The organism is Salsipaludibacter albus, assembly GCF_019798055.1.
Lineage (GTDB): Bacteria > Actinomycetota > Nitriliruptoria > Nitriliruptorales > Nitriliruptoraceae > Salsipaludibacter > Salsipaludibacter albus.
In genome coordinates, this window is sequence record NZ_JAHOPH010000002.1 from 67,138 (window position 1) to 81,672 (window position 14,535).

Here is a 14,535-nt window from a genome sequence, read left to right on the forward strand (position 1 = left end):
ACGAGATTCCCCTCAGTTCTCCGGCTCGCGCCACGCTGCGTGGAACGTCCGTGGAGCGCCCGTTCGGGCCGATCGCGCTCGCCATCACCCGTGATGGGTGAGGTAGCCTCCGGTGTGATCTGGTCCCCTGTCGGGGAGCCGCCCCGCTCGGTCGCGAGCGCCCCGTCACGAACACGAGAGTCCCCCCATGGCCCTGTCCGCACGTCGGCTCCGGGGCGTCGCCAGCCTCACGGTGGCCGTCGTCGCGGCGAGCTCGATCGCCTTCACCGCGATCCAGGCCGACGGACGGCCGGCGTCGACCGAGGAGACCAACGACGGCGGCGCATGGCTGCTGGACCGCCGGGCCTCGGCCGTGGGCCACGTCAACCGTGCCACCCGCGAGGTCACCGGCGCCGTCCGGGCGGCCGACGCGGGCTCGGACTTCTGGGTCGACCAGTCCGCCGACACGGTCCTGGTGCACAACACCTCCAACCAGTCGATCTCGGTCGTGGACGGCCGCACCTACGCCGCGACCGCGACGGCCCCGGTCGGCTTCCCGGCCGACGTCGCCGCGGTCGACGGTGGCGTGACCATCGCGACCATCGAGCCGCTGCAGGTCTGGCAGATGCCCGTGTCGGAGTTCACGGCGCTGGACACCGACCTCGCCGACGTCGACGCCACCATCGCCTCGACCGCCCCCGGGCAGGCCGTGGTGACGCCCACCGACGTCGTCGTGGCTGCTGACGCGGACGGTGTCGGCCACTGGCTGTTCCCCGACGGACGCCAGGAGGAGGTCGACCTGCCCCTGGAGGCCGAGCTCGTCGGGGTGACCGCCCTGGGTGACGACCTCGTGGCCGTGGACGCGGGGGGCCGACTCGCCGTGTCTGCGCCCGGGGGGACGGCGTCACTGGTCGAGTCCGACCCGGCCGCACTGGAGGGCGTCACCTGGCAGCAGCCCGGCCCGGCCGCGCCGATGGTGGTCGGGACCCGGGCCGACGGTGCGACCGTGGTGGTCGACCGTGCCAGCGGCGAGGTCGAGACGGCCGTGGCGCTGGACGGGCAGGACCCCGTGGCCCCGATCGTGCACGGGGGGTGCGTGTTCGCCCTGGTGCAGCAGCCGGCGACCTTCGCCCGACAGTGTGGCGAGGACGTGGCCGAGACCCCGATCTCCGGCCACGGTGGCGGCCCGCTGACCATGCGGCTCGTCAACGGCTGGGTGTGGATCAACGCCGTCGACACGGGCCAGGCCTGGGTGGTCGACGAGCAGGGCGACCTCGAGGAGGTCGACGACGTCGGCGACGCGCTCGAGCAGGACGAGGAGGAGACCGAGGAGGACCCCGAGGAGGGCGAGTCCACCCGGCAGCGCCAGGACAACGAGGCCGACGAGGTCGGCACGGCCGACAAGCTGGACGACGACGGACGCAACGAGCCCCCGACCGCCAACCCCGACGAGGTGGTCGGACGCCAGGGCGACCCGATCGTGGTCAACGTGCTGGCCAACGACACCGACCCGGACGGCGACGTCCTGCTGGTGACCTCGGCGGGCACGCGGGACGACACCGCCCTGGTCGAGGTCACCGCGGACCAGCGCTACGTCCAGGTCACGCCACCGGTCGACTTCACCGGGGTGGTCACCTTCGAGTACGCCATCTCCGACGGTCGCGGCGGCACCGACGGCACCACCTCGACGCTGGAGGTCGTGCCCGACGACGAGGCCGACAACCAGCCACCAACGCCCGAGACGGACTTCGTGGCGGCGGCGCCCGGGGCGGCCGCGTCGGTCAACGTCCTGGACAACGACACCGACCCCGAGGGCGACAGCCTCGTCCTGCTCGAGATCGAGGGCGAGGGTGCCACCGTGGTGTCCGCCCCGGACGGCGAGGTCACCGTGACGCCCGACGAGGCCGCGGCCGGTGAGCTCGAGCTGGGCTACACGGTCGCGGACTCCTTCGGGGCCACCGCGAGCGGCCGGGTCCGGGTCGACGTCCGCACCGTCGAGGAGGCCAACCGCCCACCCGACGCGCGCAACGACTCCGGCACGACGACGGTCGGCAAGCCGATCGTGTTCAACCTCCTCGACAACGACGCCGACCCGGACGGGGACCGCATCACCGTGTCGGGTCCGCCCACGTCCGTGTCGACCCCGTCCGGTGGCGACGAGGTCTACACCTCCCTGTCACCGGACGGGGTGTTCCTGATCGAGGCACCGGTCGCCGGCGACTACGTGTTCCGCTACCAGGTGTCCGACGGCGCCTTCTCCGACGAGGCCCAGATCCGGGTGCTGGTCCGCGAGGAGGAGGAGAACCGCCCGCCCGTGGCGGTCCGCGACGACGCCGTGATCCCGGCGGGCGCGACCCGGGTGGTCCAGGCACTGCGCAACGACGGCGACCCGGACGGCGACGTCATCGCGATCACCGGCTGGACCGGGTCCCCGGGCCTGGTCGTGGAACGCATCGAGGGGATCGGGTTCCGGGTCACCGCCCTGCCGACTGCCTCGCCACGCGAGGTGTTCACCTACGAGGTCTCGGACGGGGTCAACGACCCCGTCCTGGCCACGGTCGTGGTCACCGTGTCCGAGGCCACCGGCGAGGACCAGCGACCCGTCGCCAAGCCCGACGTCGTCGAGGTCCAGCCCGGCCAGTCGGTCGCCGTGCCGGTCCTGCGCAACGACTTCGACCCCGAGGGCGGGTCGTTGGAGGTCGTCACGATCACCGAGCGCGACGACGCGACCCTGGCGGTCGGCGGTGCCGGGCAGTCCGTCATCGTCACCCTGCCGGGGTCGGCCCGGCTGGGCTTCACCTTCGGCTACGAGATCACCGACGATGCCGGCAACCGTGCCTCGACCACGGTCGAGGTGCAGGTGGTCCAGCCCGGCGACCGCAACCGGCCCCCGGTCGCGGTGCCCGACATCACCACCACGCTCGAACGCACCCCGGTCGTCGTCGACGTGCTCGGCAACGACTCGGACCCGGACGGCGACGCGCTCCAAGTCGAGTCCATCGCCTCCCAGCCGGTCGGCGGCAGCGCCCGGGTGCTGGAGGACGGCACGCTGGAGTACACGCCCCTGGGCGACTTCACCGGGACCGACCGGTTCGACTACGCACTGGTCGACGCCCGCGGGGCGCGGGTCACCGGCCAGGTCCTGGTCGGGGTGATGCTGCCGGACGAGAACCGGCCCCCGATCGCGGTGCCCGACACGGTCGAGGTGGTCGCCGGCACGCAGCGTGGGCTGCTGGACGTCCTCGTCAACGACCTCGACCCCGACGGCGACCGCCTCGTGGTGACCGACACGTCCGACGTGCGGCTCGGGGAGGTCGCGATCGCGCCCGGTGGCACGGGCGTGCTCTACACCCCGCCGGACGTCCCCGAGGACGGCCAGGACCGCGACCTCGCCTTCCGCTACTCGATCGACGACGGCGCCGGCCACACGGTCGACGGCACGGTGCACGTCACCGTGCTGGCCGAGGCCGAGCCCGTGCCACCGGTCGCCAACGACGACCAGGCCGGCCCGACCACGGCCGGTGAGGCAGTGGTCGTCGAGGTGCTCGCCAACGACCTCGACCCCGACGGTGACCCGGCCGACCTCGACGTCTCCTCCGACGATCCGGCCGTGCGGGTCCGCCCCGACGGGCGCGTCTCGATCACGCCGGGGGACACGACCCGCAGCTACGTCTACGAGGTCACCGACGCCGACGACCTGACGGCGTCGGCCGCGGTGACGGTGATCGTGGTGGACAACCGGGCCCCGGTGGTCGAGTCTCGCCAGGTCGAGACCGCCTTCGAGACCCCCGTGGAGGTCGACGTCACCGGCCAGGCCAGCGACCCGGACGGCGACCGCCTCCTGTTCGTGTGCTGCGACCAGGTCCGCGGCGGCACCCCCGAGATCACCTCGGCCGACGCCACGACGCTGGAGGTCCGGTTCGTGCCCAACCCCGGCTTCGACGGCGAGGCCGGGTTCGCCTTCACCGTCGACGACGACAACGGCCACCAGGTCGCCGGCAGCGTGCTGGTCACGGTGGAGCCGGAGGCCAACCGCCCCCCCGAGGTCGCCGATCGCGAGGTGACGGCCGAGGTCGGACGCACCACCACGCTGGACCTCGCCGGCCTGGTCACCGACCCGGACACCGAGGACGAGCACACCTTCGAACTGTCCGAGCAGGGCGGCCCGATGTCGTTGTCGCGCTCGGGTGACCGGGTCGTGATCGATCCCGAGATCACCGCCACCGGCCAGACCGGGACCTTCGTGGTCACCGCCACCGACGAGGCCGGCAACACCGGAGCCGGACGCGTCACGGTCCCGCTGACGGCCTCGACCCTGCCCCCGCCCGTCGCCACCGGGGACCGGGCGCGCACGACCCAGGGCGTCGAGGTGTCCGTGCCCGTGCTGGCCAACGACATCGGTGACGGCCTGCGGGTCGTGTCCGCCTCGTCCCCGGACGGGACCGCCGACGTCCGCGGCGACCAGGTCGTGTTCCGACCCGACAACGACTTCTTCGGCACGGCGGTCGTCACCTACACCATCGGGGACGAGCAACGGACCGAGGCACGCCAGGACACCGCACAGGCCCGGGTCGACGTCATCGGCTTCCCCGGCAAGCCGGCCACGCCACGGGTGGTCGCCGACTCGCGCGAGGCGACGATCAACTGGTCGGCCCCGGCGGCAAACGGCTCGCCCATCGACGGCTACGAGCTCGAGCACGACCAGGGTGGATCGCAGGCGCTGGGAACGTCGACGACCCACCAGTGGACCGCGCTCGACAACGGCACCTCCTACCGCTTCCGGATCCGTGCCACCAACGAGGCCGGGCCCAGCCCGTGGTCCGACTGGTCACCCGCCGTCATCCCCAACGAGGTACCGGGTCGCCCGGCCGCCCCGCAGGTCGACTTCGCCGACGAGGCGCTGGACGTCGACTGGACCGCCCCGGCCAACGACGGGACGGCGATCCTGCGCTACGAGCTCGAGATCGGCGGCGGCACGACCGGCTCCCGCGAGATCCCGCCGGGCGGTTCCCGGACCGCCTACACCTGGGAGGGGCTGTCCAACGGGACCAACCACCAGTTCCGGGTCCGGGCGATCAACGCCGCCGGCGAGTCGGCCTGGTCGAGCTGGTCGGCCACCGAGCACCCGCTGACCACCCCGGACGCACCCGAGGTCGGCGACGTCAGCAACGGTCCCAACTACCTCCAGATCAGCTGGAACCGACCCTACGACGGTGGCGACACCATCCAGCGCTACCAGGTCCAGCGGCGGGACGCCGGCGGGGGATCCACCTCCGAGGCGTCGGTGTCGGGTGCCTCGACGACCTCCTACCGCTGGGGCGACCTGCCCAACGGCAAGGAGTTCCAGTTCCGGGTCCGCGCCATCAACCGGGCCGAGGCCACCTCCGACGGCTGGTCGGCGTGGTCGGCCCCCGCCAAGGCCTGCGACGTGCCGGACCGGCCGGGCGCACCGGGCGCGAGCCGGGGGGACCGCCAGGTCGACGTGAGCTGGAGCGCACCGGGGGCGAACGGTTGTGGCATCACCGGCTACGACGTGCAGCACGACCAGGCCTCCACGGTCCGGACGGCCGGCGCCTCGGCGACCTCGCTGAACTGGTCCGGGCTGACCAACGGCACGACCTACCGGTTCCGGGTCCGCGCCGGCAACGAGCAGGGCAGTGGCGGCTGGTCGGACTGGTCGTCGGCCGCCACCCCGGCCGGTGCGCCGTTCGCCCCGCCCGGCTTCTCCGGCGCGCCGGTGACGGGCGAGAACGGCCACGTCCGGCTGACCTGGAACGCGGCCGACGCCAACGGTGCGGGCATCGACCGCTACGAGGTGCGGGTGAACGCCGGACCGTGGCAGGGCGTGGGTGGGGCCGGCACGCGTGCCCACACCGTCACCGGACTCAACCCGGGCACCACCTACACCTTCCGCGTGCGGGTCGTCAACGCGGTCGGGCCGGGCGAGGTGTCCTCCACCAGCGTCGCCGCCAGGGGCTACCCCAGCCGGATCGGTTCGCTGTCGGTCAACGAGTCCACCCGTGGCCAGCTGACCTGGAACTGGGGCGCGCCGTCGGGCAACGGCGGCGGCGTGGACGAGTACCGCGTCCAGCGGGACGGCGCCGCCAACGTGACGACGTCGTCGCGGACCTACACCTGGCGCAACCTGGGTGACAACGTCACCCGTCGGGTCCAGGTGCGTGCCTGCAACGAGTACGGCTGCAACCCGGACTGGAGTCCGTGGCAGGCCGGCACGACCCAGGCGCCGCCTCCGCCACCGCGGACGATCACCATCACCCGTGGCGCCGACTCGGGCTGGGACGCGGACTGCACCTCCAACCTGTGCCACTACGCCCGGGTCAGCATGTCGGGGTGGGCGGCCAACCGGACCTACAACTACTACTGCCAGTTCCGCAACGAGAACACCGGCGCGCTGACCTACACCGGCGGCCCGTGGAGCTCGATGCACGACGGGTCGTCCATGCGCACGAACGGCTCCGGCTCGTTCGGCCCCAAGGACGCCCACTGCTTCATGCAGGGCGACCCGTGGGACCGCGAGGTCCGGATCGGCATCACCGCCAGCGGCAGCAGCACCGTGATCCAGTGGTCGGCCTGGTCCGACTGGCCACAGGGCTAGCACGCCCCCGCTCCCGACCGGCGCCCGAACACGCCGGCTCGGTCCACACCACCAGACACCGAACGGCCCCGAACCCATGACCACGACGCAGGAACAGGCAGACCGCTTCGCCGACGCCTTCACCCGGGTGCTCGGCAACGTCACCTCGGTGATCAAGGGCAAGCGGGACGAGGTCGGGATGGTGCTGGTCGCACTGTTCGCCGAGGGCCACGTCCTGCTCGAGGACGTCCCCGGCACCGGCAAGACCGTGCTGGCCAAGTCCATCGCCAACTCCTTCGGCGGCGACTGGTCGCGGGTGCAGTTCACGCCCGACCTGCTCCCGGCCGACGTCACCGGCGGCCTGGTCTACAACCAGTCACGGGGCAGCTTCGACGTCCATCGGGGCCCGGTCTTCGCCAACGTGGTCCTGGCCGACGAGATCAACCGCGCCTCGCCCAAGACCCAGTCGGCACTGCTGCAGGTGATGGAGGAGCGCCAGGTCACGATCGGCGACACCACCCACGACGTGCCCCGACCCTTCGGCGTCGTCGCGACCCAGAACCCGATCGAGCAGGAGGGCACCTACCGGCTGCCCGAGGCCCAGCTGGACCGCTTCCTGATGCGCATGGCGCTGGGCTACCCGGACCACGACCACGAGGTCGACGTCCTGCGCGACGCGGCCGCGGGGGTGCGCCCCGACTCGCTCAACGCCGTGATCAGCACCGAGCAGGCCCGCCAGATGATCGCGGTGGTCAACGGCATCCACCTCGATGACGCCATGCGGTCCTACGTCGTGCGACTGTGCGCCGCGACCCGCGAGCTGTCCGAGCTCCGACTGGGCGTGTCGACCCGTGGCGCCCTGGCGATCATGCGGGCCGCGTCGTCGCTGGCCGCGACCCAGGCCCGCATCTACGTCAACATCGACGACGTCAAGGCGGTCGCCCACGCCGTGATGGGCCACCGGCTCCTGCTCACGCCCGAGGCCGAGCTGCGGTCGGTCCGCACCGACGACCTGGTGGACCGGGTCCTGGCCCAGGTCGAGGCCCCCGCTGCCCGGCGCGCCGCGTAGGCGTGTCCCGCCTCGCCCCACTCCGACGGTTCGTCCCGCTCACCGGGACGGGCCTGGTCGTGCTCGTGGCGGGGGTGGGGTTCTGGATCCTGGGCTGGCGGCTGGGCTGGGTCGAGGCACTCATCGTCGCCGCCGGCTGCCTGCTGGCGGTCCTGGTGGCCGTCCCGTTCGTGGTGGGTCGGCTGCGCCTGGAGGTCTCCCGTGACCTGGAACCGGTCCGGGTGATGGAGGGCGAGCCCGCCCTGGCCGTGCTGACCGTCACCAACACCACGTCGCGTCCCCTGTCGCCCCGCACGGTCGAGGACACCGTCGACGACCAACGCCTCGAGGTCGAGGTGGGCGCGCTCAAGCCCGGCGAGTCGATGGAGTCGGTCTACAACCTGCCCACCGACCGACGCGGCCGCCACGTGATCGGGCCGGCGATGATCGTCAAGGCCGACCCGCTGGGGTTGATGCGACGCGAGGTCGTCCAGACCCGCCAGGACGTCCTGTGGGTGCATCCACGGCACCGGGTCGTGGCGTCCCTGCCGGTGGGCTTCGCCAAGGACCTCGAGGGACCGACGTCGGACGCCTCCCCGGCCGGCGACGTGGCGTTCCACGCCCTGCGCGAGTACCAGGTCGGCGACGACTACCGCCACATCCACTGGCTGTCGACGGCGCGCGCGGGCGAGGTGATGGTGCGTCACTACGTCGACAACCGGCGACCCCACCTGGGCGTGGTGCTGCACGACCGTCGGGCCGACTGGGAGGACCCGGACCGCTACGAGCTGGGGGTGCGGATCGCCGCGTCGCTGTCGGTCTCCTCGATGGTCCACCGCCAGCCGGTGTCGACCCTCCACGGGACCGACACGATCCTGGGTGCCCGACACGCCGGGACGAGCGAGGACCTGCTCGACCGCCTGACCGAGGTCCGGGCGGGGGAGGGTGCCAGCCTGGCCGACGCCGTCGGGCACCTGCGACGCACCGAGCTGCAGGTGTCGGCCACGGCGTTGGTGGTCGGCCCGGGCGTGGCCCGCGACGACCTCCTGGCATCGGTGCGCAGCGCTCGCCGGCTGGGCCGGGTCGTGCTGGTGCGGGTGGACGCCCCGGAGCCGTTGGCCGTGCCGGGCGCCAAGGTGCTCGAGGTCGCGGCGCTGGACGAACTGGTCGCCGCCTGGAACCGGATGGTCCGATGAGGGGTCGGATGCCACTCCACCTCACCGGGCTGGCGGTCGTCGTCGCCCTCCTGGCCGCGTTGTCGCTGGTCCCGGCGATCGGCTTCGGCAGCGTCCTGGCCGGCTGGTCGTTCCTGTGGGCACCGATCGTGGCCGTGGTGGCCGCGGGTGCGGTCACCGTCTTCGCCCAGTGGCGCCGGTTGCTGGTCGGCGAGTCGATCGCCCTGTCGCTGGTGATGTTCCTGCTGGTCGGTGTCGTGGCGATCGGTGGCAGCCCCACGCCGGCGGCGGTCAGCACGTTCCTGCACGGCCTGGTCGACGGCTGGGCCGAGCTGCTGACCTCGTTCGCGCCGGCCGACGTGACCCCGACCTTCCTGGTGCTGCCCTACACGCTGGCGTGGCTGGGGATGCTGACCGGTGGCGAGATCCTGCGTGGCACGACCACGCCCGGGCTGCCGGCGCTCGGACCGCTGGTGATGCTCGGCGTGTCGGTGCTGTTCTCGATCGAGAACCGCGCGATCGCGATCACCCAGGGGGTGGCGGCGGTCCTGTTGACCCTGGTGCTGGGGCTGGTGCAGCAGGCCCAGCAGCGCACGACCCGGTCCGACCTGACGACGGGGTCGAGCCACCGGTGGCGGGGTCGCGGCCTGGTCGCCGCGGTCGCGTTGCTGGTGCTGGTCGTCGCCCTGGCGCCGGTGCTCGGACCCCGCCTGCCGGGGGCCGACGCCAACCCCCGCTTCGAGCTGCGCGAGCGACTCGAGCCACCGTTCAACCCGCTCAACCTCCCGTCCCCGCTCGCCCAGGTCAAGGGCGAGCTGGAGGGCGACCGCGCCGAGGAGGTCGTGCTGCGTGTGACGACCGACGAGCCCGTGCGGCGCTGGCCGGTGGCGGTCATGGGCAGCTACGACGGGCGCGTGTGGACGGTGGCCGAGTCGGCCGACAGCGGGGCGGGGCAGTACCGCCCGGTCGACACCCAGTTCCCGGCCGTCGACGACGGCGAGGTGGACCTGTCCGTGGACCCGGTCGAGGCGACCGTGCAGGCCGTCGACCTCCGGGACAACTGGCTCCCCACCCCCGGCTGGCCACGCCGACTCACCAGCCCCGACGAGCTCGACGTGCGCTACAACGAGGTGACCGGCAACGTCGTGCTGCCCCAGCGGGTCCCCGACGGCGCCACTTGGACCGTCACCGCCGTGCCCCGGGTCGAGGTGGACGACGAGGCCATGGCCGGCGTCGACGTCGCCCTCGAGGAGGCCGGGTCCGACCTGGCGGCGGTGCCACCCGTGCTGCGGACCCTGGCCGGCGACCTGGTCGAGGGGCTCGACCCGGGCTGGGAGCAGGTCGCGGCGATCCGGGACCTGCTGCTGGAGGACGGCTACTACGACCTGTCGCCGGAGACCCCGCCGGGCCACAGCTTCTTCCACCTGTCGCGGTTCCTCGAGGACCCCGAACGGATCGTCGGGTTCGAGGAGCAGTACGCCGCGTCGGCTGCCGTGCTGGGGCGACTCGCCGGGGTCGGCGTCCGCGTGGTGGTCGGCTACGACGTGCCCGCCGAGCGCTTCGACGACCGCCCCACGGAGATCCGCGCCGGCGACCTGTCGGCATGGGTCGAGGTCCGGGCGGACGGGTTCGGATGGGTGCCGGTGGACGTCACCCCGACCGACGAGTCCGCTCCCGAGGCGTCCGAGGCCACCCAGACGGTCGAGGACGTGGCGATCCCGAACCCCCCGCCGCCTCCGCCCCCACCGCCACAGGTGGAGCGACCCGAGCAGCCGCCGGTCGAGGAGGAGTCCGAGGAGCCCGAGGAGGACGACGAGGACGAGGCGGCCACCGGACCGAACCTGCCGATCCTCGTCGCCGGCGTGGGCATCGGGATGCCGCTGCTGGCGCTCGGGCTGTTCATGGCTGTCGTGCTGGCACTGAAGGCCCGCCGACGGCGCCGCCGCGAGCACGCGCCGGACGCCGCGACCCGGCTGTCCGGGGCGTGGGAGGAGCTGCGCGACCGCTTCGACGAGCGCGGGCTGCGGGCGACGCCCACGGCGTCTCCCCGCGAGGTCGCGTTCGCCGTGGCCGACCGCTTCCCGTCGGCGCGTGGCGTGATGGTCGACCTCGCCGACCGGGTGGACCGGGGTGCCTTCCACCCGCTGCCGCCCGACGACGAGACCGCGGCCGGTGCCTGGACGCTGAGCGACGAGGCCAGCCGCGAGCTGGACCGGGACCGGTCGACGTGGGAGCGTTGGCGCGCCAGACTGAGCGTGGCGCCACTGCGCCGGAAGGACACGTGATGACCGACGGCGACCACCGCCGTGACCCGTCCCGGGAGCCCGACGACGCCCGGGACCGGCCCGCTGACCCCCTGGACGACGACCGGACCGTGGCGGCCGACGACCTCGACGCCCTGCTGGCGGAGGTCGACGAGATGCCTCCGGAGCCGGTGGACGACCTGGCCGACGACCGGACCGTTGCCGCCGACCCGGCGCCGGACCCCGCCCCGATCGACGACGACCTGACGGTCCCGGCCGACGACCTGCCGCCGACGACCTCCGACCCGGCGCGGGAGCGGACGGGCGACGACCCGTGGATCCGCCCCACCCCGGACCGGCCGGCGACGCCTCCCGCGCAGACCTCGCCGGCCCCGACCACCTCCGAGCCGACCGCTCCGGCGCCCACCGCCTCAGAGCCGCCTGCGCCCACCGAGCCGGCTGCGCCCGAGCCGACGGACGACCACACCGTCGAGTCCGGGACCAAGCACCCGGTGGTCGCACCGGCGGGGGCCGCGCCCGCCATGGTCGACGACGACGAGCGATGGCGCCCACCCACCCGGACCGGCGGAGCGCTCGCGACCGGGAGCACGCGGTCGTGGCCGGCCTTCCTGGTGCCTGCCGTCGCCATCGTGGTGGTCGCGGCGATCATCCTGCTGGTAGTGCTGTTGTGAGCCCCACGCGACTGGACGACGACGACACCATTCCGACCGACGGCCAGGCCGCGCTGGCCGACCTCGCCGCCGGGCTGGAGCTGGTCGTGGCCGACTGGGGTGTCGCCAGCGCGACCGGTCGGGTCCGCGACGTCAACGAGGACGCGTGGGGCCAGGACGGCCGACGGTTCGTCGTGGCCGACGGGATGGGCGGCCACGAGGGCGGTGCACTCGCCTCGCGCACCGCGGTCCGCGCCTTCCTCGCCGGTGATGCGGAGGCACCCTGGGCCGAGCAGGTCGCGGTCGTCAACGACCGGGTCCGGGCGGCTGCGGACCAGGCCGGGACACCCGGTGCCGGGACCACGATGGTCGCGGTGCGGGTGCGGGGCCGAGGTGCCACGATCGCCTCCGTGGGGGATTCGCGGGTCTATCGCTGGCGCGGCGGCACGGTCGACGCGGTGACCGCCGACCACACCCTGGCCAGCGACCTGCTCGCGGTCGGCGTGAACGCCGACCGACAGCGGCGGCGTGGCGTCCGGGTCAGTGGCCTGACCTCGTTCCTGGGGGTCGAGCCGGCCCGGTTGCGGGCCGACGTCACCGAGGTCGAGCTGCGCCACGACGACCGGCTCGCTCTGGTCAGCGACGGCATCCACGGGCAGCTGGACCGTGCCACGGTGGCCGGGCTGGTGGGACGGGACAGCCCCCAGGCGGCGGCCGACGCGCTGGTCGCGGCCGCCGAGTCGGCCGGTGGGCGGGACAATGCCACCGCGCTGGTCGTCGAGCTGGCGCTGGACGCGACGGAGGACGGATCATGAGCGAGCGCGACGGGACCGGGATCCGGGTGGCCGGGCTGCAGGTCGCGCCCGGCGAGGGACGACTCGCCCGCAGCGACGACGCGGTGCTGTTCGTCCCGGCGTGGGACGATGGTGCGGACGCGCTGCTGGCGGCCTTCGCGGACGCCCCGGCCGGTGGCGCCGTCGACGCCGTGACCACGGCCGTGGTCGAGCACGAGTTCGCGGTGCCCCCGTTCGCCTGCCTGGCGTGGTCGTCGGTGCTGTCGCTGGTCGTGTTCGGTGACCTCGCGGTCCAGACCGACCATCCGGCGGTGCCGCTGTTGTCCGGCGCCGGGTCACGCACCTGGGTCGAGCACACCCTGCGGCGTGCCGCCGACCGCGTGGTGGTCACGGTCGACCCGCCCGAGGGCGACCCGCCCAGCGACCTGGTCGCCGGGGTCGTCCCCGCCGCCGGCTTCGCCCTGGAGCTGGTCGGGACCACGGGGCCTGCCAGGGGGCCTGCGACGGGGCCGTCCGCGGGGCATGCCGATGCGGCCCCGGAGCCGGCGAGCACGCACGAGCCCGAGGTCGTCACCGGCCACGCGGGACAGGTCGTGTCCGGCTCCGCCCCGGTCCCGGCCGTCGACCCGGAGCCCGCGTCTCGGCCGGACACCGACGCCCCCTCTCCGTCCCTGGACCCCGAGCCCTCCCCGCCGCCTGCGTCGTCGCGCCCGGAGTCGTCACCTTCGTCGGCCTCGGACGTGTCGCCGTCCCGGGAACCGTCATCGGACGACCTCGACCTCCCACCGGCCGTGGGGACCCAGGACCTCGACTCCCTGGAGGCCATTCGGTCGGCCGTCGTGGGCGACCAGTCCGCCGCCGCCGCGTCGGGCACCGCGCCACCCGCGCCGCCCGCCGACGCGACGAGCGAGGACGCCGAGACGGACGGCGGAACCGCACGACTCGACACCCCGACGACGGTGCTGGGCGGGCCGGCGCTGGTCGAGGCCAGCACCTGCCCCCAGGGCCACCTGACCCCGGCCGGATCGACGTCCTGTCGGGTGTGCGGCGTGGGCATGGCCGGAGATGCCGACGTCACGACGGTCCGTCGACCCCAGCTGGGCGTGCTGCGACTCGACGACGGCAAGATGCTGCCGCTGGACCGCAACTACCGGATCGGTCGTCGCCCGTCGGCCGACGACACCGCGACTGCGGCCCAGATCGAGGGCGAGAAGATCTCTCGGACCCACGTCGAGGTGGTCCTGCGTGGCTGGGACGTGCTCGTGCGGGACTGCGACTCGACCAATGGCACCTGGGTGGCCTCGGGACCGGACGAGCAGTTCCGCCGGGTCGACCCCGACGTCCCCGTGCGCATCGAGCCGGGCGCAGTCGTGCGCCTGGACCAACGGACCTTGACCTACGACGGCCCCGCCCGCTGACCCGTTCCCGTCGCTCCGACGCCCCGGTCGACCGACGTTCCGCCCCGACCCCTGCGTCGCCGACCCTCCCTCGGATCGATGCCCCACCCGATGTGAGTCGCGCTTCCCGATGTGATCTCGACGCGAGGACGCGTCCAGGTCACATCGCGATCGTGAAGTCACATCGCGAGGAGGTGGCGGGCGCGCGGGAGGTGGCGGGACAATCCCCCGCTACGGGTGATGGACCCGTCCGGAGCCCGCCGTACCGTTCCATCCAGGAGCTCGGAGCAGCCGGGTTCGCCAGCCGGAGGCGGCCGACCCGCCCCCCCACCAACCACACGAGGAGCAGGACCATGGCACAGTTGGGTGCAGACGTCGAGCAGCTCGCCGCGCTGTCGCGCAAGTTCAACGAGGTCTCGGGCCAGATCGAGAGCATGGCCCAGCAGATCACCTCGCAGGTCGAGAGCGCCTGGTGGCAGGGCCGGGACGCCGACCGCTTCCGCAGCGAGTGGCGCAGCCACCACAGCCAGCTCAAGAACGCGGCCCAGCGGCTCGAGCAGGAGGCGCAGCGGGTCAAGAAGCAGGAGCAGCAGCAGCGCCAGACATCGGGCGCCTGAGCAGAGCCACGCAACG

At 73.6% G+C, this 14,535-nt stretch carries 8 protein-coding genes; all 8 read left to right on the top strand.

Translation table 11 applies throughout. The features are described from left to right. The first annotated feature begins 187 nt into the window (after nt 1-187). The 8 genes from KR546_RS02155 (at nt 188) to KR546_RS02190 (ending at nt 14,519) form a co-directional block, all read left to right on the top strand. Complete coding sequence (locus KR546_RS02155) at nt 188-6,595, top strand: Ig-like domain-containing protein (protein WP_238443058.1); 6,408 nt, start codon at nt 188-190, stop codon at nt 6,593-6,595. A gap of 76 nt (nt 6,596-6,671) precedes the next feature. Then, a complete protein-coding gene (locus KR546_RS02160; protein ID WP_238443059.1) occupies nt 6,672-7,643 on the top strand; it encodes an AAA family ATPase in 972 nt (323 codons plus the stop codon). Nucleotides 7,644-7,645: 2 nt separating this feature from the next. After that, the gene (locus KR546_RS19530; RefSeq protein ID WP_238443060.1) at nt 7,646-8,818 is read left to right on the top strand and encodes a DUF58 domain-containing protein; all 1,173 of its coding nucleotides are present in this window, start codon (nt 7,646-7,648) and stop codon (nt 8,816-8,818) included. An 8-nt stretch (nt 8,819-8,826) separates the two neighbouring features. After that, nucleotides 8,827-11,082 (top strand): transglutaminaseTgpA domain-containing protein, encoded by a 2,256-nt coding sequence (locus tag KR546_RS02170; protein ID WP_238443061.1) that lies wholly within the window; start codon nt 8,827-8,829, stop codon nt 11,080-11,082. Further along, a complete protein-coding gene (locus KR546_RS02175) occupies nt 11,082-11,732 on the top strand; it encodes a hypothetical protein (RefSeq protein ID WP_238443062.1) in 651 nt (216 codons plus the stop codon). Before KR546_RS02170 ends, KR546_RS02175 begins: the two co-directional genes overlap by 1 nt. Beyond that, nucleotides 11,729-12,526 carry a PP2C family protein-serine/threonine phosphatase gene (locus KR546_RS02180; protein ID WP_238443063.1) on the top strand — a complete coding sequence of 266 codons (798 nt, stop codon included), beginning with the start codon at nt 11,729-11,731 and terminating at the stop codon, nt 12,524-12,526. Before KR546_RS02175 ends, KR546_RS02180 begins: the two co-directional genes overlap by 4 nt. After that, the gene (locus tag KR546_RS02185) at nt 12,523-13,923 is read left to right on the top strand and encodes an FHA domain-containing protein (protein ID WP_238443064.1); all 1,401 of its coding nucleotides are present in this window, start codon (nt 12,523-12,525) and stop codon (nt 13,921-13,923) included. Before KR546_RS02180 ends, KR546_RS02185 begins: the two co-directional genes overlap by 4 nt. A 332-nt stretch (nt 13,924-14,255) precedes the next feature. Continuing rightward, on the top strand, nt 14,256-14,519 hold the full coding sequence (locus tag KR546_RS02190; RefSeq protein WP_238443065.1) for a hypothetical protein: 264 nt from the start codon (nt 14,256-14,258) through the stop codon (nt 14,517-14,519). Nucleotides 14,520-14,535: the final 16 nt, after the last annotated feature.

Coding starts and splice junctions, on each gene's coding strand:
- KR546_RS02160 (WP_238443059.1), top strand. CDS start 6,672: ATGACCACGACGCAGGAACAGGCAGACCGCTTCGCCGACGCCTTCACC.
- KR546_RS02155 (WP_238443058.1), top strand. CDS start 188: ATGGCCCTGTCCGCACGTCGGCTCCGGGGCGTCGCCAGCCTCACGGTG.
- KR546_RS02190 (WP_238443065.1), top strand. CDS start 14,256: ATGGCACAGTTGGGTGCAGACGTCGAGCAGCTCGCCGCGCTGTCGCGC.
- KR546_RS02185 (WP_238443064.1), top strand. CDS start 12,523: ATGAGCGAGCGCGACGGGACCGGGATCCGGGTGGCCGGGCTGCAGGTC.
- KR546_RS02175 (WP_238443062.1), top strand. CDS start 11,082: ATGACCGACGGCGACCACCGCCGTGACCCGTCCCGGGAGCCCGACGAC.
- KR546_RS02170 (WP_238443061.1), top strand. CDS start 8,827: ATGCCACTCCACCTCACCGGGCTGGCGGTCGTCGTCGCCCTCCTGGCC.